Source organism: Nostoc sp. GT001 (assembly GCF_030382115.1).
Classification (GTDB): domain Bacteria; phylum Cyanobacteriota; class Cyanobacteriia; order Cyanobacteriales; family Nostocaceae; genus Nostoc.
Genome location: NZ_JAUDRJ010000003.1, coordinates 1,863,016 through 1,886,366, shown reverse-complemented (window position 1 = coordinate 1,886,366; position 23,351 = coordinate 1,863,016). Strand labels below are relative to the sequence as shown.

The 23,351-nt window shown below is 44.5% G+C and carries 8 protein-coding genes and 1 pseudogene; 4 read left to right on the top strand and 5 right to left on the bottom strand.

Annotated features, from left to right (window positions below):
- Positions 1 to 44: 44 nt before the first annotated feature.
- From QUD05_RS10845 to QUD05_RS10830, 4 genes are all read left to right on the top strand, one after another.
- Positions 45 to 887: a hypothetical protein gene (locus tag QUD05_RS10845; protein ID WP_289796042.1), complete on the top strand. Its 843-nt coding sequence runs from the start codon at positions 45 to 47 to the stop codon at positions 885 to 887.
- Positions 847 to 2,886: a CHAT domain-containing protein gene (locus tag QUD05_RS10840; protein ID WP_289796041.1), complete on the top strand. Its 2,040-nt coding sequence runs from the start codon at positions 847 to 849 to the stop codon at positions 2,884 to 2,886. Before QUD05_RS10845 ends, QUD05_RS10840 begins: the two co-directional genes overlap by 41 nt.
- Before the next feature lie 553 nt (positions 2,887 to 3,439).
- Positions 3,440 to 4,177, top strand: coding sequence for a DUF928 domain-containing protein (locus tag QUD05_RS10835; protein WP_289796040.1), 738 nt, complete (start codon positions 3,440 to 3,442; stop codon positions 4,175 to 4,177).
- Positions 4,178 to 4,254: 77 nt separating this feature from the next.
- The gene (locus QUD05_RS10830; RefSeq protein WP_289796039.1) at positions 4,255 to 6,474 is read left to right on the top strand and encodes a CHASE2 domain-containing protein; all 2,220 of its coding nucleotides are present in this window, start codon (positions 4,255 to 4,257) and stop codon (positions 6,472 to 6,474) included.
- A gap of 465 nt (positions 6,475 to 6,939) precedes the next feature.
- On the opposite strand, the gene QUD05_RS10825 is transcribed toward QUD05_RS10830, so the two are convergent.
- The 5 genes and pseudogenes from QUD05_RS10825 to QUD05_RS10805 all read right to left on the bottom strand — a co-directional run bounded on the left by QUD05_RS10825 (position 6,940) and on the right by QUD05_RS10805 (position 22,837).
- On the bottom strand, positions 6,940 to 11,571 hold the full coding sequence (locus QUD05_RS10825) for a thioester reductase domain-containing protein (protein ID WP_289796038.1): 4,632 nt from the start codon (positions 11,569 to 11,571) through the stop codon (positions 6,940 to 6,942).
- Positions 11,498 to 11,785, bottom strand: a complete 288-nt coding sequence (locus QUD05_RS10820; protein WP_289796037.1) for a TubC N-terminal docking domain-related protein — start codon at positions 11,783 to 11,785, stop codon at positions 11,498 to 11,500. Before QUD05_RS10820 ends, QUD05_RS10825 begins: the two co-directional genes overlap by 74 nt.
- Positions 11,782 to 12,393, bottom strand: coding sequence for an acyl carrier protein (locus QUD05_RS10815; protein ID WP_289796036.1), 612 nt, complete (start codon positions 12,391 to 12,393; stop codon positions 11,782 to 11,784). The genes QUD05_RS10820 and QUD05_RS10815 overlap by 4 nt, the downstream gene beginning before the upstream one ends.
- A gap of 21 nt (positions 12,394 to 12,414) precedes the next feature.
- A pseudogene (locus QUD05_RS10810) lies at positions 12,415 to 12,477 on the bottom strand (KR domain-containing protein); the annotation flags it as partial.
- Positions 12,461 to 22,837, bottom strand: coding sequence for a type I polyketide synthase (locus QUD05_RS10805; protein ID WP_289796035.1), 10,377 nt, complete (start codon positions 22,835 to 22,837; stop codon positions 12,461 to 12,463). The gene QUD05_RS10805 and the pseudogene QUD05_RS10810, both read right to left, overlap by 17 nt.
- Between the last annotated feature and the right edge of the window lie 514 nt (positions 22,838 to 23,351).

Here is a 23,351-nt window from a genome sequence, read left to right as displayed (position 1 = left end):
AAGGTCAGGGAAACAATGCTGATGCTAGCGAGCAGAAAGGCATTTTGCTGAATAATAGCAGCATCATGGCCGTAAATGGAGATATCAGCTTAACTGGCATAGGCTACGGGAATGGAAACAACAACAACGGGATTCAGCTTAACAATAGCCTGGTCAACTCTAATGGAACTGGGAGGATTACACTCCAAGGTACTAGTAACGCCAGGGGAGGTAGGGACAACGACGGCATTGAAGTAAACAGTAGCACGATCGCCGCGACTAAAACGGGGACAATTACTCTAGAGGGGATTGCCGGAGTCGGGACTGATATTAGTGAGGGAATATATATCGGTCGCAATTCCAAAGTCCGTTCAGCCAATGGAAATATCAGCCTCATGGGTACTGGCGGTAATGGAGGGGGAAATCGTAACTTCGGCATTTTCCTTGAAGACGGCGCAGAGGTGGAATCGACGGGAACAGGAAATATAAGCTTAGAAGGCGCTAGTAGTAACAGTACAGAAGGAATTAGCATTAAGAACAGTTCCATTAACCCCACTGGAACAGGTAGTGGTACGATCGCCCTCACTGCTGATGAAATGAACTTCCTTGGCTCCACCCAAATCAAAGGTACTGGTATCCTTCAGTTGCAGCCTCGTACTCCTAGCTTAGACATTACCTTGGGTGGCAACATTAACGATGCCCGTTTAAATCTAAATGCCAGTAAATTAAACACCTGGCAAAATGGCTTTTCTCAAATATTTATCGGGCGAGATAACAGCAGTGGTGCAATTACCCTAGCTGGTGATGTGACTTTCAATGATCCGGTTACTTTGCGATCGCCTTTTGGCTTAGGTTCCATTAACACTAGTGGATTTCAACTCACTGGAGCTCGACAATGCCACCCTTAACCTACAAGCCAACCAAAACATTACCACTGGCGATGTGGTAAATCGAGGTCGAGAGATTAGAATAATCAGTACCAATGGCAATATCAATACCAGTGCGGGAACTCTCAACACTAGTTCTACAACTGGGAATGGGGGAGCGATCGCTCTCGAAAGCGGCGATGCCATTTCTACGGGCAACCTGAACAGTTCAGGAGTTAACGGTGGTGCCATCATCGCCAAAGCTGCCACCAATATTACCACTGGTGCAATTGATTCTGGCAGTAGTTTCGGCAAAGGTGGCAATGTCACACTTGACTCCAGCCGTGACATTCAAGCTACCCAGATTAACGCCCAAGGTGGGAAAAACGGTAGAGGTGGTGACATAGATATCACCGCTAGACAATTTTTCCGAGTCACAGACACCTTCACCGACAGCAACAGCAGTCTGGCTAGCATTTCCAGCTTTGGCGGTAACGGTGGGGGAGACATCACGATCCGGCATGGAGGAGGCAGCTTAAATCCGTTTCAGATTGGTAATGCCTCGGTAAATGGTACAGCTGGTGCGATCGTTGGCGGGAAAATCTCTATTATCCCTCCTCCACTTATTAATTTTAATCCCGTCGATCTCACCAATCCATTTGCTCTTACCAAACAACCAGAAGCAACCTTCGCCTCCACACAAGCAACTGACACTAACATGCCAGAACTGGAGGAAGTCTTCACCAAGACCTTTGAGAATCATTTGGGTATCAGCAATGTCCGCATCAAAACCCTAAAAGAAGCCCAGGCTATATTGCGCCGAATTGAACAAGCCACTGGCATTAAACCTGCCCTGATTTATGTCTTGTTTCAACCCCAAACCGAGCAAGACTCCAAATCTCAACAAGACGAGACTGCCAAGCAACCGCAACCTATTTGGGAGTTCCATTCTCAAAGTTTGGAGCAGCGCCGACAGCAAGTACAACCCACTACGCAACAAGCTCAAGATAACTACCAGCTCGAACTAGTGATGGTCACTGCTTCTGGAACACCAATCAGGCGGCAGATTAAGGGAGCGACACGAGAGCAAGTCCTCAAAAACGCTCAAGAATTCCAAGCAGCTATCACTAACATTCAACGCTCTCCCCCTTACCTACCTTTGGCTCAAAAGCTTTATAAGTGGCTGCTTGAACCTTTAGAGAAGGATTTACAAGCTCAAAAAATCACGAATCTTAGCTTTTTGATGGACACGGGTTTACGCTCCCTACCCATCGCCGCCCTGCATGACGGGCAAGGGTTTATTGTGGAAAGATACAGCGTTGGTCTCATGCCCAGCCTATCACTTACTGATACTCGCTATGCGGATGTGAGAAATCAGCAAGTCTTAGCAATGGGAGCCGATCGCTTCCCCGATCAAAAACCCTTACCAGCAGCGTCACTAGAGTTGTCTTTAATCGTCAGTCAATTGTGGACTGGCAAATCTTTCCTCAACGAAAACTTCACCGTGGAAAAGCTCAAACAAGCCCGCGCTTTACAGACGTTTGGTATTGTCCATTTCTCTACCCATGCCAACTTTCAGCCTGGTAATATCAATAAATCCTATATTGAGTTTTGGTATAGCAAATTACTAATTAGCCAATTGCGGCAGTTGAAGTTAAGTCAGCCACCAGTGGAACTATTGGTTTTGAGTGCCTGTCGTACAGCATTAGGGAACCCAGAAGCGGAGTTGGGATTTGCAGGCTTGGCGGTGTTAGCAGGAGTGAAATCAGCGATGGGCAGTCTATGGTCTGTCAACGATGAAAGCACAATGGGACTAATGACAAGTTTCTACGAGAAATTGAAAGAAACTCCGATTAAAGCCGAGGCTCTGCGGCAAGCACAGGTAGCAATGCTCAAGGGTCAGGTGCGACTAGAGAAGGGTCGGTTGGTAACAGCGAGTAAGAGTTTTCCTTTACCGCCAGAGTTAGGACAAATAGGAGACAAAGAATTTGCTCATCCCTACTATTGGAGCGGTTTCACGATCGTCGGCAATCCCTGGTAAGGGACTTCCAGAAAATAAACAATCGAACGATCCAATTTACTGGAATCGTATTTTTCTGTCTCCCCCCTGCACCTACCGTGTACATACAAGTCTTATAAAGTTGTCTAGTAGCGTTTTGATCCCCCCTCCTAACCCCCCTTAAAAAGGGGGGGAATTTTCTNNNAGTCCCCCTTAAAAAGGGGGATTTAGGGGGTTCGGATAACTTGTGTGTACACCGTAGCCTGCACTCTGCCTACACAGCAACGAGATATTTTTTAATTGGAAGTCCCTAAGGGAGTGCATTTTTCAGATACTTCTGAAAAGACTGATACCAATTCACAAAAAATATGATACAGATGCAAACCATAAAACCTATGCTATAGCAGTCGCCAAAGCCGTTAGGACAGTTTGCGGGAAACGCGTCTTCAACAGCGTACTTTGTGATTTTATTGCTGTCCTAAGCTCCCTGTCCGTTGCTATAATTCTCACTTTCTTAATTTTGAATTTTGAATTTTGAATTGGTATAATTTACTGCTTCAAAGATTTACGTTCAATAGAAGTCCTTACGCGGATCATGAATTTACCAAAATCTTTTCTGTTTTTAGCGATCCTTGTTAGCGCACTTTCTCCCACCATTGTCACTTTTGCTAGCTTGCCATCACGGCGATCGCTATCCAACTTGGAGTGGAAAGTCAGTCTCAAATTCCCACCTGTAGATGACCGAGGAGCGCCCTCTCAAACATTGGGTGGAGGAACGCGTGGCTCTTCTTGTATCGATGAGAGAGGAATACCGATAACGCCTTTGATGCCGTCAAAAAATAATTTTGGGAAAACGGTTGCAGCCAATCCAACACTGTATTGGTACATTCCTCAAAATACTGCCCAATCTGGAGAATTGGCTTTGACAGATGAAGCCGGAAATCAAGTTTATCTGACAACTTTTAAACTACCTAGTACTCCTGGCATCATTAAACTGGACTTACCAGCAAATGTTCCTCTCCAAATTGGTAAGTATTATCGATGGTACTTCACGATGATTTGCGATTTTCAAGACCGCGCTCAGGATGAATCTGTCAAGGGATTACTCCAGCGTACTGAAGTAAGTTCCTCGCTGAAAAATCAGCTAGCTGGGGCAGGACTTCTAGAACAGGCAAAAATTTATGCAGAGTCTCAAATTTGGCAGGAAGCACTGAATACCGTTGCTCAATTGCGCCGCGAGAAGCCAACTGAATGGGAAGAACTTTTACAATCAGTCGGTCTAGGGGCGATCGCCAAAGAACCTTTCCTTGACTGCTGCACGAGCGATCGCTAACCTCAGTACATTTTGATGTTAGCAAGGTTAAAACGGCTACTTTGCTAACCTGAAAAATTAATTTTGGTGTAAAAAAGATGATGTTGAAAAAGCTGCTGTGGCAATGGCGCGGTGTTTTGATTACTACTCCTAGTGTGGCTAGTGTGGTCATCTTATTACGCTTTGCTGGTTTAATGCAGCCTTGGGAGTTGGAGGCTTTCGATGGATATATGCGTCTGCGACCCCAAGAAGCACCAGATAACCGGATTGTCATTGTGGGAGTAAATCTTGCAGACATGAAAAAAATTCGTCAGCCAATCGTTCCAGATGGTCTGTATGCTCAATTATTGCAAAAATTAAAAGCCAGGAAACCACGAGCTATTGGTTTAGATATCTACCGCGATTTACCTGTAGAACCAGGACATCAAGAATTAACCAAAGTATTTACATCTACCCCCAATTTAGTCGGGATTCAAAGAGTGGTAGGGGATAACCAACGCGAACCAATTGACCCGCCACCAGCACTCAAAGATAAAGGGCAAGTAGGTGCAAATGATTTGGTTTTAGATCCAGATAAAAAGGTAAGACGGGGTTTGCTCTACTTAACAGATAAAAATGGGGAGACTATTTATAGTTTTGCATTATATTTAGCTTTACTTTATCTTGATGCCGAAGGTATTGCACCCCAAACTTTTGGACAGACAAAAAATTGGCAGTTAGGAAAGACAAGATTTATCCCCTTTGCCGCTAATGATGGTGGCTATGTGCGATCTGATGACCGTGGCTACCAAATTTTAATTAATTACAGGGGGCCAGCCAGACGCTTTTCTACAGTCACGATGACAGATATTTTAGAAGACAAGGTACCACCAGAATGGGGACGCGATCGCATTATCTTAATTGGTAACGTCAGCGAAAGTTTTGAGGATTTATTCTTCACTCCCTATAGTAGTGGTTTGTTGACTTCCCCAGAACCTATGCCTGGGGTAGAAATTCATGCGAATATTGCGAGTCAAATTATCAGTGCAGCTACAGCAGATCGCCCACTAATTAAGAGTTGGTCGCAGCCAGTGGAAATAGGATGGATTTTTCTCTGGTCTTTTGTGGGTGCAAGTCTAACTTGGCAATGGCGATATGCAGGTGGGGTAAAGTTTTTATCCCTCCAGAAAATAGCTAGCCCAATTTTGGCAGCAGGTGTGCTATTTGCTAGTACATATACAGCCTTTATCGCCAGTTGGTGGATACCTGTAGTACCACCATTATTAGCTTTGTTGGGATCTGCGATCGCTATTACAGTCCACATCGCCCGTACTGCTGGAGAAATTCGTTATACATTTGGGCGTTACTTAAGCAAAGAAGTAGTCACTACCTTATTAGAAAGCCCCAAAGGTTTACAGCTTGGGGGCGAACGGTGCAAAATCACCATACTCGTCTCCGATTTAAGAGGATTTACCAGTATTTCTGAACAATTACCCCCGGAAAAGGTTGTTCAAGTTCTCAACTTTTATTTATCATCAATGGCAGATATTATTACCCAGTATCAAGGAACCATTGATGAGTTTACAGGTGATGGTATTTTAGTGTTGTTTGGTGCGCCTACTGCCAAAGAAGACGACACTACAAGGGCTATTGCTTGTGCCATTGCTATGCAGTTAGCAATGACGAGTATAAATGAAAAGATGCAGCAGTGGAATCTGCCGCCATTAGAAATGGGAATAGCTGTCAACACAGGCGAAGTTGTTGTTGGAAATATTGGTTCTTATATCCGAACCAAATATGGTGTAGTCGGTAGCCAGGTGAATCTTACCTATCGTATTGAATCCTATACAATTGGAGGACAGATTGTTATTTCAGAATCGACATTTAGAGAAGTAGAGTCAATTGTTAAAATCTGTGGACAAAAGCAAGTACAAGTAAAAGGAATTAAACTACCGATAAATATTTATGAAGTTAGGGGGATTATTGGAGAATACAATCTCTTTCTAACTCAAGAAGAAGAAAGATTACTACCCTTAGCTGAAGCAATACCAATAGAATATACAATCTTAGATGAAAAGCACATTGAAAAAAACCTTTTTCAAGGCAGTTTAGTTAAACTTTCCACGAAGGGAGCCGAGGTACGTCCCAATGATATAGAAAAAGATGTCATCCCTTCTTTATTCAGTAATATTAAATTAGTTTTATCACCAAAATATACAAAAGAATTAAGCGTTGATATTTATGCTAAAGTTTTAGAAAAACCAATAGAAGATGGGCTATTTTATATCTGTTTTACTACTACAAGTTCTGAGATAAAAGCGATTTTTAGTAAGATTTAAGTAGGTGGGCGTAAGGCAATACGGTTCAGTTAAGGCTAAAACTCTTTATCAAAGTCAATTTTTTTAACGAACCGCAGAGGCACAGAGGGAACAGAGAGAGGAAAACAATGCTTAACTGAACTGTATTGGGGCGTAATATTATGTCCGTCAAATTACCCATAATAAAATAACCCCACCCCCAACCCCCTCCCCGCTCTTCGGGAGGGGAGACAAAGCACAGCTTTGGCGGGGTGGGGTTCTTCGGGTTTAATAAGCAATCAAGCGGACATGATATAAGGGACTTCCAAGAAAAAAATTATCCAATGTTGTGGGGTGGGCATCTTGCCCGCCTTTGACTATGGGCTATCGTGTCGCCCAGCCCACAATTGCTTTCCAACAGGCATTCAGTTACACCTTGAATCTGAAAGTCCTCTGTTTATCTTATATTTAATTGCAACCACCTACTTATAAGGTGGCAAAAGAAAGCTAAACTCCGCTGAAAAATCCACTTTTCTTGAAGTATGCAAAGTAGATATTGAGTAATTCGGTGTTGATTGTTGGATAAATAATATTGGTGTCAGCAAGTCCAGTTAATGTATTTTGGCAATCAAATGCAGGTAGTTGTACGTTCTTTAATAATTGTTCGTCTAACAATGGCAGGAAGGTATGTAAAGCATTTGGAATATTGTGTTTCGCATTGTGTAGCAATTTAGCATACCACTCATGGTAAGAAACTTGCTCTAGCGAATAGCCTAAAGACCGAACTAACTCACACCAATTACCCCAAGACAGACAATCGGGAGAAACAAGGTGAAATGCCTTGCCGAAGGAGTCAGGGTTTTGAGAGAGGTGGACGATCGCTCTGCTACCATAATCGACTGGGGTCAAATCGAGCGGAAATTCTAGATCCGGCACCATACCTAGTTCGATACAGCCTTTAGTCAGGCTGCAAAAGAAGTCATCCACATTGGCAATTCCCGTTTGGCTGTGCCCGGAAATTGCACCAGGTCTGTAGATACATACAGGAAGTCCGCGATCGCGTGCTTGCATGACCAGCTTTTCTGCCACCCATTTACTCTGTAAATAACCCCCTTGCAACCCTTCAAATTCTGCCAATCCATCGGATTCTTGAATGTAGTTAGCATTTGCATAAGCAGGAGCAGAAAAGATGCCCAGTGTCGAAACAAAATGCACGGGTTTGACTTTTGTTTGAGTTGCTAGCCTCAAAATCGCCTGAGTTCCCAGCACATTGCCTGCTTTGAGTTTGCTGTAGGGATAAAGAAAATTGACGACAGCACCATTGTGATAGATGACATCAATTTCATGGCTAAGTTGATGGAATTGTGACTCGTTCAAACCTAAGTTGGGCAAAGCCAAATCACCAATGACTGGAATGATGCGAGAGCGAAATTCTTCTTGCCAAAGTCCGTATGCTTGCAAATTCCTTTGGATACGTTGGATGCCCTGTTCTACATCCTGCGCTCGCACTAAGCAATAAATATTAGCTGTGGTCTGTTGCAGGAGTTCGTCTACTAAATACGCGCCAAGAAAACCGATTGCTCCAGTTAAGAAAATCGCCTGGGGTTGGACGATAAACTTGAATGCTGTCTTTGGACGAATTGCCGGATCTAAGATAGCTTCTGCTGCCAGATCGATCGCTAAATTGGCAGCCACTCCTGTCTGAGCGATCGCTTCAATTACTTGAGCCACTCTCGCAATTGTTGGAACTTCCAATAATTGATGAATGGGTATGGTTACATGGAAGTTTTCTCGCAACCGAGACAGCAGTTGCACTGCCAACAAAGAATTGCCTCCCAAATCGAAGAAGTTATCGTAGATGCCGATTGGGGATCTATGAAGTAAGTTTTGCCACAGGTCAGCTAAGTGTTTCTCGGTTTCAGTGCGGGGTGCAACAAATGTCTGATGCTGCTGTTGGTTTTGAACTTGAGACTCCTCAATGTATTGAAGAATCCGATCTGGTGTATGCCAATCTGAAGCAATTTTTTGGTATAAGGCGGTGTAATTGGCGGATTTTTGGGGTATTGCCCGATCGCTTTGGGTTAAATTCCCTTCAGATGCCGAATGTTTTGCTTCTTTGTCTAATCGTTCGGAAGCAATAGCGATCGCCCGACAATCATCTGCTGATAACTTATAACAATAGCTTTCTGCTAAACGTTCCTTGTTAATTGCTATCAACTGTTCTAGAAAATCCCCAACAGGCTGATTTTTAGAACTGGGCTTGTAAATAATATCGATCTGCTTCAGTCCGCGTGCTAGGGCAATTTTACCCAGGAAATTGAGCATTTGATATTCAACTCCTCTGCCCAACACTCGACAACTGAGTAATAGGGTATCTACCACCAGGGCTGACGCTGTGGCCTGTACCATCATCATTCCCACCAAACCATAATTACCAAAGCGGTCTTTTACATCCACAACATAGCAAGTATGAGTATCTAACAGGCAAAAGGTTTTGATTTCAGCCGACGTTCTGCGTAAGGTGGTGGTATTAAATTGATTTGTTCGCTGCGTTAGTTGAGCAACACGATCTACCTGGGAGGGCTGCATTTCCATAATATCCACTTGCAGATTGAGGCTATTGAGGAAATCTCGCAACGAAAGAGATTCGCTAGCTGCTTGCTGACGTTGGCGATTTTGCTGGTAAACAATCGTTCGCTGTCGATCCTCTACAGTGATCTTGAGACGATCGAATGCCCAGATATGAGCCAGGAATTGGGGAATTTCAGTGGTATTTGTGGGCAATTGCAGGGTTAAAACTTCTGGACAGTGATGCCGGACTTCAGCGCATTCGATGGGGTTGTCATCAATAAAGATGAAGCTATCTAAACTCAGCCCTAATTCTTGAGACAGCAATTTTAAGTTTTCTGATTTAGTCTGCCAATTAATTTGCCAAGCTGCTAGATGGTGACGCTTTAGCCGCATATCGGAACGTTGATCTAATACAGCAAAGACATCTACTTGATTATTTTTGCTGCACAAACATAGCAACATCCCGCGATCGCACTGCTGAATCATAAATTCTTGCAATGCTTGATAGGATGAATCTATGACAATGCCCTCAACTCCATCCTCGCCACAAACACCTTGCCATAAGGTTTGATCGCAGTCCAAGACAATTACTTTATAAGGCGTTCTCTGTAGGCAGTGAATTTTTCTCGCCAACATTGTTCCTAACGCGGTGAAAAATGCTGGCGTAAATGGAATATGTCCGATTTCATCGCTATAAGCATCATAGAAGTTAGTTACTGGGTAGCTTGTTGCTAACTCATGATAATTAATAATATGCAGTCCAATAATATCGGCAAGTTCTGTTAATAAATTTGCTTCTATTTGTTCCAAAAAAATTGCCATTTCTGCATCAGCAATTATTGAATTACTTGGCAATAAACAAAGGAAATGGGGAATTTGAGTCCGTTCACAGGATTGACGTAATGCTATAACTAAATCTTTAGTATTGCGCTCAATGGAATTCTTTTGTTCCTTACTAGATAACTCTTGTGAATCCTCAGACCTAACCCAATCTTCTAACCGTACTAGAAGAATATTGACTCCCGTTTCATTTTGCGATAACAGACTATCAGGAGTCAGCAGTTGTTGGAAAACCTGGTTATAGGGAGCAAAGGTAATTTCTGAGGGTAAATTGAGTTGCTGCGTCCAGAAATTTAGAGAATCTCCAACCGAATCGGCGGTAAAAGTAGCTGCGATCGCCAGCTTTTGCTTTTGGTATCGACTCCTGGCTAATTTTGCTTTTCTCTCAAGGTCTGTCGGTAGACTCAATTCATTGAGGCGAATATCTTTTGACTCAACCCATTGTTCTAAAATTTGAAATAAAGCGTTACCAAAAGCGTCGATTGTTTCACTTTCAAATATGTCGGTGTTATATGCAATTCCTATTTGTAAATCTGCACCGACTTCGTAAATATAGGTATATAAATCTAAATCAGTAGGCCCCCAAATTCCCTCGTCAATTAATGAAAACGTCAGATTGGGTAAATTTGTCAAGTCGCTGGGCAGTTGACTATTGACATAGCTTAATCCGGTGCGGAATGTTTGAAAAAAGGGAGTATCTTGTGCAACCCGACTCGACCCCATGACTTCAACGACTTTACCAAAGGGGACATTTTGGTGAGCGTATGCAGATAACAACACCGATCGCACTCGGCTGAGTACTTCGGTAAAAGTGGGATTGCCAGACAAATCTGTACGCAGCAACAAAGGATAGCCAAAAAAACCAATCAGCGACTCCACTTGCGGATGAACTCGACCAGAGGCGGTAAAGCCAATTAAAATATCTTCCTGCTGAGAACACAGGTAAATCAAAGCCTTAAACGCTGCTACGAAAGTCATAAAGGAAGTAATTCCCATTTGTTCGTGACTTCGTTGTTTGATTGCAGCCCACAGAACAGGATCAAGTTTAAAAAACTTTCGCCGACCCTGGAAATTCTGGAGTGGCGGTCGGGGATGGTCGATGGGCAATTTTAATTCAAATGATGCCCCCTCTAGTTGCTGTTTCCAGTAAGCTAGTTCGCTTTTGAGTGCATCATTGTTGAGCCACTGGCGTTGCCATACGGCAAAGTCTCGATATTGGATGGAAGGTTCTGGCAGTGGGGAAGGTTGCCCCTTGTAGAAATGACTGTAGACTGTCGCCAGTTCTCGAATCCATAAACCCATCGAGATCATATCGCTGATAATGTGATGAATGACGAGCAAAAGAATATGCTCGCGTGCATTTAAGCGAATGAGTTTAATCCGCCATAAAGGAGCGATCGCCAAATCAAAGGGAGCTTCGGCTGCTTCATCGGCAATTTGCCAGAAAGTTTTTAATTGTTCGGTTGCATCTAAATGCTCAAGATTTAAAACAGATAATTTAAAAGGTTCTGGTGCAGCGATATTTTGCACGGGATTCCCTTCCCACACCCCAAATGTTGTCCCAAAGACATCGTGGCGACGGAAAATTTCATTCAGACTTTTTTCCAGGCAGTTTAAATCTAAATCGCCATTCAGCCGCAAGGCTTGAGCAATATTATGAGCAGATTCTACAGCAGCTAACTGGGCCAAAATCCACAGGCGTTCCTGCTGGAAAGATACCGAGCACATTTTGCGTTTGTGAAAGCGGAACCAAAGGAATGGAAGCAGCCCCGATTTTGTTCTGATGTAGTAACCGGATTAGCTCTACTTTATTGTTAGCTAAAGCATTCCGTAAATCGGGAGTAATAACTCCTTTAGGTGCTTGAATGCGGAGTTGTTCCCCATCAACTAATAATTTCACTCCCCGGTCTGAAAGCTCGGCTAAAAGGGCATTTAGGTTCATAGTATTATTTCTTCCACATCCTCAGTAATTTCCATCGCCGAATTTTCGTTGAGTCCCTGTAAAGCTAGCTGTTTCAATAACAGGTCTGCTAGTTGGTTAATGCTGGAACCTTCAACAAACTTTTCTAAAGAAAGGTCAATTCCCAGTTCTGTGATGATGCGATTGCGGATTTCAATCGCCATCAAAGAATCTAGTCCGGCTTTGCTCAGTGCTTGATTGGCATCCACTCGATCCACAGAACAACCCAACACTTTGGCAATCTTTTCTTTCAGATAAATGGTTAAAATCTGCAAGCGATCGCCAAAGTCATGAGTTTGCAATTGCTGCTGAATTTCCATCGGCGGTGGTGATAGCGATTGAGCAATCCCCACCTGAGAAAACTCTGCCAAATATGCCGGACAAGTCTCCGGTGAGAATTGCTGCATAAATGTCAGCCAATTGAGTGGCATCACACCTACTTGAGCAACCTCCCAAGAAAAGCTCTGCTCCAAAGCCTGTAAACCTTGGGATGGCGACATCATTTCCATTCCCTGATGTTGGAGTTGCTTACCGAACTGACGCTCGGCGGCTGCACCAATTTCAGCCCAAGCTCCCCAGTTAATACTCAATCCCGGTAATCCCAATTGATGACGATAATGTGCTAAAGCGTCTAAAAAGGCATTGGCAGCGCAGTGATTAGCTTGACCTAGCAGAACCCAAAACAGAAGCAGCCGAAGAAAACAAGATGAAGAAATCGAGCGGTAGGGCTTGGGTTAATGCGTGCAGATTCCAAGCACCTTGTACTTTTGGTGCCATGACTCGATGAAAGCGCTCCCAAGTTTGCTGGAGTAAAACACCGTCATCCAACACTCCGGCTGCATGGATAATGCCGTGTAGAGGTGGGTGGCTGCGGCCAATTTCTGCCAATACCTCCGCCACTTGTGACTGCACAGACACGTCAGCTTGCATTACCATCACCGATACACCTTGTGCCTGAAGTTGCTGAATCTGGCGATCGCTCTGTTCGTTTGTTCCCCTGCGTCCCATGAGAACTAAGTGCTTTGCCCCACGTTCTCCTAACCAATGGGCAATTAGCAGTCCCAGTCCCCCTAATCCACCAGTAATTAAGTAGGTACTATCTGGGTGGATGGGGATATCTGCTTGATAAGAGGCAGGGGGCAGGGGGCAGGGGGCAGGGGGAACTAAAGGTACAAACCTCACCCCTTGTGGGTGAAAGCTCCCTTGCTCTTTTTCCCCGTTGGTTGAAAACTCACCCCTTGTGGGTGATTTTTCCCCCTGCTCCCTTGCTCCCTGCTCCCCTACTTTTTCATTGGGATTACGGTAAGGAACCAGTCTTGCCACCTGACGCATCCCATTACGGAATGCAATTTGATTTTCTCGATCTGGTGATGTCAACTCTGCAAATAATGCATCAAGGGGATTTTGAGTTAGCCGATAATTTTCTTGGAGGTCTAAATCTATCAAACGAAGCTGTAATTCTGGGTGTTCTTTGACGATTGCCTTCCCCATTCCCCATAGGGGCGATTGAACTAATCCAGCTTTATCGGCAACTGCTCCTCTAGTTATTACCCATAACTGAGGTGGCGTTATACCCATCTTTTTAACTAGGGCTTGCACCAAGTACAGAGTACTGCCACAGCCAATACGGGTTGCTGCTTGCAAATCTTCGACGGTTAAAGTCTCCAGGCTCCACAAATGTACCACCCCTAAAAGACGCGATCGCTTCCTAAGTATGTGCGAAACCAACCGCTGAAAATCTTCCGGTTTCTGAGGATTAATCCTAAACTCGAACTCGCTCAACAGTTCGTATTCCTGTCCGGGAAAAACTAGAGTACAAGTATCTCCTCGTTCTTGAAACCGTCGAGCAAGTTTCTGACTGATACCTTGACTATCTGCTAAAATTAGCCAGTTTTGTGGTATATGGCTCTCGGTTCCTTTTTGGGCAACAATCACAGCCTGAGCCAGGGAACCGATGACTTGATTTTTAGGTGCGATCGCCACCGCCGATGTAAATCCATTCGCTTGCAACACATCTTGCCACTCGGCACTACTTAAGAGTGGGTAATTCGGTCGTAACCAGCGATCGGCAAACAACCACCAACCTGGGGTCAAACCGAAGCTCAAATCTAGCCAACAATGGCGATCGGTGACTTCTAACATCACCAGAATTCCGCCTGGTGCTAATAAGCTGTGGACGTGGGCCAATGTTTGTTGTAAATCTGGTGTCGCGTGTAACACATTGGCTGCCAGAATCACATCGTATTGTTGCCCTTCCAAGCCTTGAGTCGCTGGATCTCGGCTGATATCTAAAGCCTGATAGCGGACAAATGGGTAATCCCGAAACTTCTCCCGTGCTTTGGCTGCAAACAGAGGTGAAATGTCTGTGAAAGTGTATTCAGCTTGATAATTATTCAATTGCGGCAGAATGTAAGCGGTTGTGCTGCCAGTTCCCGCTCCAATTTCTAGCAAGCGGATCTTGCTTCCCTGTGGTACTCGCAGCAGTGCAGCGGAAACTGCCTTTTGCACCAATGTATTCATCACTCTAGCAGCTGGGGCATCTTGATACAGTTGCGTCAGCAGGGTGAAATCACCATCGGGAAATAGTAATTGTAGCGGGTCAAGTTTTCCCTGAAGTACCTCTGGTAAGCTGGCACCACAGCGTTCTACTAGGGCGATCTCAGTATCTCCGGTAGGGAATTGGACTAACAGTTGGTCTGGTTGCGGCGTTTGGCGATCGAGGGTGCTAATTACTTCCCAGTGATATCTGCCGTTGGCACAATCAAGAGGTCTGAGCCACCCTGCTTCAGTCAAAATATCCAGAAACCGATGTAGCAGTTGGTGATACTGGCTAATCACCCCCAACTGTTCTGCTATTTCTGTAAAGGAGAACTGCAATCCGAGTTGAAAGTCCCATCCTAGTTGTTGTAAGGCACTGATTACATAAGACACACTGAGGGCTTCGAGTTGGGGTAAAAATTCCTCGTTTAATGAGATTGTTGTTAGAAGTTCAGCCAATTGAGGAATCAGGTTGTGGCTGATGTCCTTGGGATTGAGCAAGTAGTCCGGTGAGAGCGATCGCCCCATTCGGGCTTGAGGTCGCCACTCGATTTGATAAAACCAGTCTGGGGGAACTTGAGGAGAGGTCAATGTAGCCGAAGCGACCCTTTGAAGTTGCAGACCTTCAACAACCGCTAGAGTCTCACCATCATCTGTAACTAATTGCAAATCGCTAATGAGTGTTTTGCCACTGTTCTGGCTAGGATGTACTTTGGCAAAACTCCATAGTCGGTTGTTGGGGCGATCGCAAACTTGCAATCGCTTGATGGCGATCGGTACATAAGCCTCTTTGCTACCATCTTGTGGGAACGTAGCTTGTAAAACTTGAAAACAGGCATCCAAGAATGCTGGATGAAACTGATAAACGTCTGTTTCTAAAACGCATATTTGGGGTAACTCAATTTCCCCTCTCACTACTTCTAAATCCAACCACAAGTTTTTAACTCCCCGAAAACTAGCACCATAATCAACTCCCCGTTGAAGAAACTGTTGATAATGTTCGTCTTGCTGATGGGAAGCTACTTCTTTGGGAAGCCAGGGCGTTGCAGAGAGTTCCATCGATGGTTTGAGATCAGATGCGCTGACATTTCCAGAAACATGCAGTATCCAAGAGGGTGAAGAATCTTCTTCATCTAGTTCACAACTAAAAATTTCAAAGGAATATCCCTGTTGTTCCGTTGGGTGAAGAATTAGCTGGAGTGTTTTAACTTCATTTTCTGATAGAGTTAATGCCCGTTTATATAGGACATTTTCTAAAATTAAATTTTTGCATTTCAAAACCTTCGCTGCTGCCCCTAAAACCATCTCTAGATAGGCTGTTCCTGGCACGATAACTTTTCCGTAAACGCGATGGTCAGCTAAAAAAGCGGGGAAATGAGAATTGATTTGCGTCTGGAAACGAATCTCTTTCGAGTCTGCCAAGTGCAATCTAGAACCGAGCAGAGGATGAGAAGATTTAAGATTTGCAGAGGAGAGTTGAACCTTTTTTTGGCTGCTGTCTTTGTTTGGTTCAACCCAAAAACGCGATCGCTCAAAGGGATAATTTGGCAACACCACGCGCCGATGCTCAGATCCCCGATGAAACTCCGACCAATTCACCGATATTCCCTGCTCATACAACGCCGCTAAACTGCTCAACATCTGCTGCCAATCCGATTCTTGCGATTTGAGGCTTGCCAGCCACAGATGTCCCGATTCTGGGATACACTGACGACCCATGCTTACTAAAATTGGGTGCGGCCCCACTTCCAAACAAGCCAAATTTCCTAACGCTGACAGGCTGACAATGCTGTTAGCAAATTGCACTGGCTGCAACACATGCTGCACCCAATATTCAGGCGTGCTAATCTCCACTCCTGCCAATTGCCCTGTGATATTGGAAATAAATCGAATATTCGGGTTTGGTGTCCGGTAGCTCACTTGCTGGGCAATCTGCCCAAACTCTGCCACCATTGGTTGCATCAATGGCGAATGAAAAGCATGGGAAACTTTCAGTGACTTTGTTTGCACTCCTCTGGCTTCTAAGATAGCCACAGCCGATGCGATCGCCCCAGCCGCACCAGAGATAACGATTTGCCTTGGTGCGTTGATTCCAGCTATCGCCACCTCCGGCAATGAATCAATTACCGCAGATACTTGTGCCAAATCAGTAAATACCGCTACCATTGCCCCTGTCTGCGGTAGTGCTTGCATCAATTTACCCCGTGCGGCGATGAGTTTCAATCCATCTTCTAGACTGAATACACCTGCAACAGTTGCGGCAACATATTCGCCCACACTATGACCCATCACAACACTAGGCTTGATACCCCAAGATTGCCATAGCTCAGACAATGCATATTCCAAAGCAAATAAGACAGGTTGGGTATAGCCCGTTTCATCCAGAATATGACCCCCTAAGTTCTTTTCCCTTTCCCCTTTCCCCTTTCCCCTTTCCCCTAATGGATACAGCACTTCTAACAATGGTTGCTCTAATAACGAGTCCAGGATTTGGGCACAGCGTTCGAGGGCTTGCCGAAAAACAGGTTGGGTTTCGTAAAGTTCTCGTCCCATACCGATATACTGCGAACCTTGTCCAGTAAATAGGAAAGCTACCCCTGAAGCCTGAGAGCGAGTGCGCGAATTTTCGGCAATAAATGTTGTTAGTTGATTTCTCAATTGTGCGGGTGAATCGGCAACCAAAGCCAGCCGATAATCAAAATGCGATCGCCCCACATTACTCGTATAACAAATATCCCTCAAAGATACTTCTGAGCAAGACTCCAAAAACCCCACATACCGCCCAGCTAATTCCCATAACGCTGTTTCACTTTTTGCCGAAAGCGTCAACAGGGATTTGACATGCTCCCCTGCCCCCTGCCCCCTGCCCCCTGCCCCCCTACTCTCCCCCGGTGCTTCCTCCAAAATCACATGAACATTCGTACCGCCAACACCTAAAGAAGTTACGCCAGCCCGCCGAGGCATTTGGTCTGTTTGCCAGTCTGATAAAGTTGTATTTACGTAAAATGGACTGTTAGCAAAATCAATCTTGGGATTGGGATGTTTAAAATTTAGGCTAGGCGGTAGCAATCGGTGTTTGAGTGCCAAAACTGTTTTAATCAATCCTGCTATGCCTGAAGCTGTATCTAAATGTCCGATGTTAGTCTTTACAGAACCGATGGCGCAAAATTGTTGCTTCTGTGTTTTGCTACGAAATGCCTGGGTTAAGGCTGCAATTTCAATCGGATCGCCGAGAGTCGTTCCGGTTCCGTGGGTTTCGATGTAAGTAATAGTTTCTGGATTAATATCTGCGATCGCTTGGGCTTGGGCAATCATTGCTGCCTGTCTCTGAACGCTGGGAGCCGTATAGCTGATTTTTTGGGAGCCATCGTTATTAATCGCAGAACCCTTAATGACGGCGTAAATATGATCTCCATCGGCGATCGCATCTGCCAATCGTTTTAACATCACAATGCCAACGCCATTGCCGCCAACGGTTCCTTGGGAGTTAGCGTCAAATGCTCGGCAGTGACCATCGGGTGAAAGAATCATTCCTGGCTGATACCGATAACCAGATTTTTGGGGTACTGCGATCGCCGCAGCACCAGCCAGAGCCATATCGCATTCTCCCTGAATCAAACTCCGACAGGCTTGATGAACTGCAACTAAGGAAGTTGAGCAAGCAGTTTGGACGTTGACGCTCGGCCCTTGCAAGTTGAATTTGTATGAAACCCGCGTGGGGAGAAAATCCGCACCATTAGCGATCGCCAGTTGTGTGTCATCAACGTGTTCTAGGCGATCGCGATTTGGGTAAAGATTGTGATTCCAGTAAGTTCGACCTGCATAAAGATTCATCCCCATACCTGCATAAACCCCGATTAATCCTGTATAAGTTGCGGGGTCGTAACCAGCATTTTCGAGTGTTTCCCAAGCACACTCTAGAAACAGGCGATGTTGCGGATCGAGGATTTGAGCTTCTTTGGGCGAGATATCGAAAAACGCGGCATCAAATAAATCTATGTCAGATAAGATACCACTAGCTTTCACATAATTGGCATCATTCAAGGATGAAGAATCGATTCCGGCTAACTCCAGTTCTTCATCACTGAAGAATGAAATCGATTCCACGCCATTACAGCAGTTTTGCCAGAATTCATCGAGTGTTTTGGCTCCTGGAAAACGCCCAGACATACCGATGATGGCAATTTCTAATTGCTGGGTACTTTTCATTTCACCCAGGTGATGGGATGGCGATAATTGCGATCGCTCCGGCAATGGCATTTGAGCTTGATTCAGAAACTCTGCTAGCGTCTGAATCGTTGGATATTGGAACAAGTCAATCAGTGATAGATGTTGCCCAAATTGTTGTTGTAACCGATCGTGAACCCGAACCAAGGTGAGCGAACTGCCACCGAGTTCAAAAAAGTTGCGATCGATACTCACCGAAGAAATGCCGAGTACGTCTTGCCATATTTGAGCTATCTGGCGTTGAATGTCAGTTTGGGGCAAAACGACTTGCCAAGGTTGGTTGTGCTTCTGATTGCTGCCAATAATTTTGGCAATGTCTATCGTACCCGTTTGTGTCAAAGGCATTTCCGCAAGCTGTACAATTTCACAATGGCTAGGAGTCCCAAAGCGATCGCTAACTCTCATTTGCTCCCAATCATGCACCTCTGCACCATCTACAGTGGTGACATAAGCGGTTAATTTCTCGACGTTATCGACTTCTGTTTTCAGATATCGACGAATATGGCGATTGCTGCCATCTAAACCGACAATCAGCTGCGGTTGATGACGCGATAAACCTGCCAGCAAGGAACGCCAACCCTGTTCTTGAGTAATACTTTGATAGCCCAAGCGATGAGCTGCTTCCCGGCTGTGGATGGGGTTTCCTTCGCTCATGCCAACATCATCCCACTGGCTCCAGTTAAAGCAGTAAGTTTCAGGATGGTAATGGTATTGCTGATACTGACAACAACCATCTAAGAAACTGTTGGCAGCAGCATAGGCACTAAAGGTTGCTCCGCCAAACACACTATTTACGGAAGAAAAGCCGATGAAAAGGGCATCTGGTCGATTCTGAATCAGTTGAAAAAGTGTCCAAGTGCCCTGAACTTTCGGGCGCAGCATGGTACGAAAGCTTTCTAATGTAGCCGCAGCTATCCAGTGATTTTCCATCACTGTCCAGTGGTGTTTGAGGTCGCCTTCACCTGCGAGATGAATAATTCCTGCCAAGGGTTGATTCCATCTCAACTCTGCCTCCGTGACAGCCTGTTGCAAACAAGTTAAATCGCAGACATCAAGAGATTTGTATAATAAATCACCACTTATCGCTAAGAGAGATCGATAATTTTTCAGTCGTTTGGCGATCGCTGTATTCTGTTCGAGATGCTGCGACCATTCTGTTTCTGGTGGCAAATTTGTTCTGCCAACAATCAGCAATCGCACACCAAATTGCTTAAGTAAATATTGGCAAACTGAAGCCCCAATTCCACCCAATCCGCCTGTTACCAGATAAGTCTGCCCTGGTTTAATTGGTATTTCTTGGGTTGGACTAGCAAGCATATCGACTTTGGCAAGTGACGAGACTAGCCGTTGACCTTGACGGTAAGCAATTTCACTATCATATTTAGTAATATTTAATTCTTTAAACACATAGTTAGCATTTGTTTCCAGTGACCCAACTTCCAAGTCAATGTGGCGACAGTGCAACCAAGATAGTTCTAAAGGAATTGTTTTCAATAATCCGATAAGTGTGGATTTTTCATAAGCGATCGCATCATCGCTGCTAGTTAACTGGACGTTGTTAGAAATGACTTGTAACTGAATGTCTACATCTAGTAGTTGGTGTTTTTCCTTGGCATTTGCTAAGGCTTGCACTAAAAATAGAATGCTATATAGTCCTAAGTATTGGGCACGTTCTAGTTCCTCTAGACTAGAAACCTGACTCATAAACTCGTTATATGTCCATAAATGCAAAATCTGAGTGGGAATATCCGATGCCAAAGACTCTAGCAACCGCCGATAGTGATCGGGATTTTCGGGATTGATGGTAAAGCGATCGCCTTGCTCAGATTTGATAAAATCCGTACCTACTGCAACGCAGATATAAGATTGGTTATGGCGTTTGAGTTCTGTACACAGGTAATTTCCTAAACCTAAACCATCGAGAAACACGAGGGATTTCTGAGTCGGAAGTTTAACTGGCTCCAGATGCTTGTGACTTAACTGCTTAACACACCAAATTCGGCGATAAAACCAGTCAGGTATTGTGTTGGCATTGCCACTGAGGATATCAAACTGACGCAGGATAGGTTTAAATTCACCTGATTCAAAGCGTTTAACCAGTTGCGATCGCTGGATCTTACCAATGGCCGTTTTGGGAATCGCAGCTTTTTCAACTGGAATCACATAGCTGGGATTGATCCCACAACGTTGCACAACTTTTTGGCGAATGGTTTGCATCAACGTTGAAATTTGCATTTCATTCGCTTCACCTGTATGGAAGAAGATAGCCAGTTGTTCTGTAGTTTCTCCATCGCGGACGGCCACTGCGGCAGTGTAGGAAACAACTACACCTGCAATTTCTTCAACAACTGCTTCGATTTCATGACTATAGTAATTCAGGCCATTGACGATAATAACGTCTTTCTCTCTGCCTGTAATTGTTAAACGTCCTTGTCGTAATAAACCTAAATCTCCCGTCTTGAACCAGCCATCTTCTGTAAAAACCTCTGAATTCAGTTCCGGTTGACCAAAATAACCTGATGTGACTGTCAGTCCTTTAACTTGCAGTCGTCCGATGGCTCCTTCCTCAACGAGCTGGTCTTGAGCATCAACTATCCGCAGAGAAAATCCGGGAATCGGCGCTCCAACTTCTACGAATGCATCTTCATCTGTAGTTGATTCTCCAGAAAAGTTGTGAGAGTAAGTCACTCCCGAACAAGTTTCAGCCATTCCCCAAGCTGGATGTATTGCCGTAGTCGGGAGTCCGTGGGCTGTCAGCAATTCGAGAAATCTTCTTGCAGTTTTGCCGACAATGGCTTCTGCTCCGTTAAAGATGTATCGCACTGATGATAAATCCCAATGCCCCTGAGAAAGTTTTGCTTCAGCTGCGTTGATTAGCCCATAAGCGAAATTGGGTGCAAAGGTCACACTCACCCGATAGTTAGATATCCAATCAAGCCATTTCAGGGGTTGTTGCAATACCCAATCGGTGACAGCATGAATTTGTTGACAACCCACATACACATCCCGAATATGAAAATACACTAATCCGGCAACGTGATCGAGTGGCATCCAGTTCAAGGAAACATCTTCTTGGGTAAACCCATTCATCTGGACACTCGCAGCCGACCGACAGATGAGACTGCGATGGCTTTGCATAACTGCTTTCGGCGTACCTGTACTGCCAGAAGTTAAAAATAGCACTGCCAAATCATCGGTCGCCGGAACATACCAGTTAGGATCGGGATGGTGAGATTGCAACTCATTGATGGTAGCGATCGCCAAATTGTCAAGTGGTAAATCTGTCAGGGAACGTCTCAGTTCAGGTGCTAATCGCTCGTTAGTTAGTACCAAGCTTGGTTTTAGTCTTTGCCAGATTTGAGCTAATTTATTCACGAAACCATCAGAGCGATCGTAGGCGTGAGGAACGGATAAAGGAATTGGGATGAATCCGCCCAAAATACAGCCCCAGAAAGCAGGAATGAAATCTTGAGGTTGGTCAAATTGAAAGAGAATTCTATCTTGAGGCACAAGCCCCAACTTTCTTAAACCCGCCAAAATGCGTTGAGCTGCGTCTAATAAATCTTCGTAGGATTGATTTTGGTAAGTATCATCGGGTTGGATGTAAGTAATTCCTTTTGAGCTTTGTAACGCTGCCCTTTGAAGTAGTTTTGGTAAGTTAGTAGTTGCGTCTGTTCCCAGTTGTAAAGGTTCGCCATGACTAATTGCTTTGGCTTTTGGCTGGGAAATCTGAGATTGTGAAGGCTCAAATTGTTGATTGACGCCATCTAATTCTAGTTTTTCTCCAGAATCCTCTAATTGAAAATTGGGCTTTGTTCCTTGTGGATTACCTAGCAAATCCCAAACGTGTAATGGTGGTAGTTGTTTCCTCTGCTCTTGTACGATAACTGCGACTTGGTTAATCGAGGAGAGCGATCGCAAAGACGACTCCCATCGATTAACCAAATCGATGTCGATTGCCACCAAATCAGTTAGTCGGCGATCGTCAATCAGTCCCTCACTGGTAAGCGGCAATCTGGATAACCAAACGTAGGATTGAGGCAGGATATTGTTTGGCAAATGAACCCGCAAATATGCATTTAGTTGTGCCAACGAACATTTTCCTGATGCAACTATGTAGGCAACTAACCACATATCTGCGGTTTCTGTTTCTCGGATTAATACCCGACACTCTTCAATTTCTGGATGGGTCAGGAGCGCAGTTTCCAGTGCTGCTTGGTCTGCTAAGTTTGCCTGAAACCCATTGAGGGTATTAATTTTCTCCAACATCTATAAGCTCCAAACTAACTTAGACACGTTTGCTGTTGCGGGATGTCTTCACTTCTACAAGCAACCCTATTAGTTGGTGGTTTTATATAATAGGCAACAGGTAATAGGCAACAGGCTCAAAAGTCCTTGGTGTCGGGGTTTGACAACACTCAGTCCTGAGTGATGTTAGCGATAGCGGGGCGTTTAGCCCGTGCCTCGGCTTAGAGTAATCTTCATGTTCGGTTGATGTCCTAACCTACCAAGGCAACTGCTATATATGCGTTTTTCGGCCGTTTTTGACATATTTGCTGTTCAAGTTCGCTACCTTGTGAATATTGAGAATACATGAAATTTTTTTGTAGTCACTAACTTCGTGACCATTTGTAACAAGTGACGTTAAAAGAGAATCTGGAAGGATTGGGCTTAAAGCTTTGTAAATATTTGCTAGCAAGTTTTAGGAAGATTTTTGGACAATAATCACTCAGTTTTAAGTGCAACGGTATCGAAAAACAAAACTATGTAAATAAAAATAAAT

Bases quoted from the DNA above. Each gene is read 5' to 3' on its own strand.
- QUD05_RS10830 (WP_289796039.1), top strand. From the start codon at position 4,255: ATGATGTTGAAAAAGCTGCTGTGGCAATGGCGCGGTGTTTTGATTACT.
- QUD05_RS10835 (WP_289796040.1), top strand. From the start codon at position 3,440: ATGAATTTACCAAAATCTTTTCTGTTTTTAGCGATCCTTGTTAGCGCA.
- QUD05_RS10820 (WP_289796037.1), bottom strand. From the start codon at position 11,785: ATGAACCTAAATGCCCTTTTAGCCGAGCTTTCAGACCGGGGAGTGAAA.
- QUD05_RS10825 (WP_289796038.1), bottom strand. From the start codon at position 11,571: ATGTGCTCGGTATCTTTCCAGCAGGAACGCCTGTGGATTTTGGCCCAG.
- QUD05_RS10805 (WP_289796035.1), bottom strand. From the start codon at position 22,837: ATGTTGGAGAAAATTAATACCCTCAATGGGTTTCAGGCAAACTTAGCA.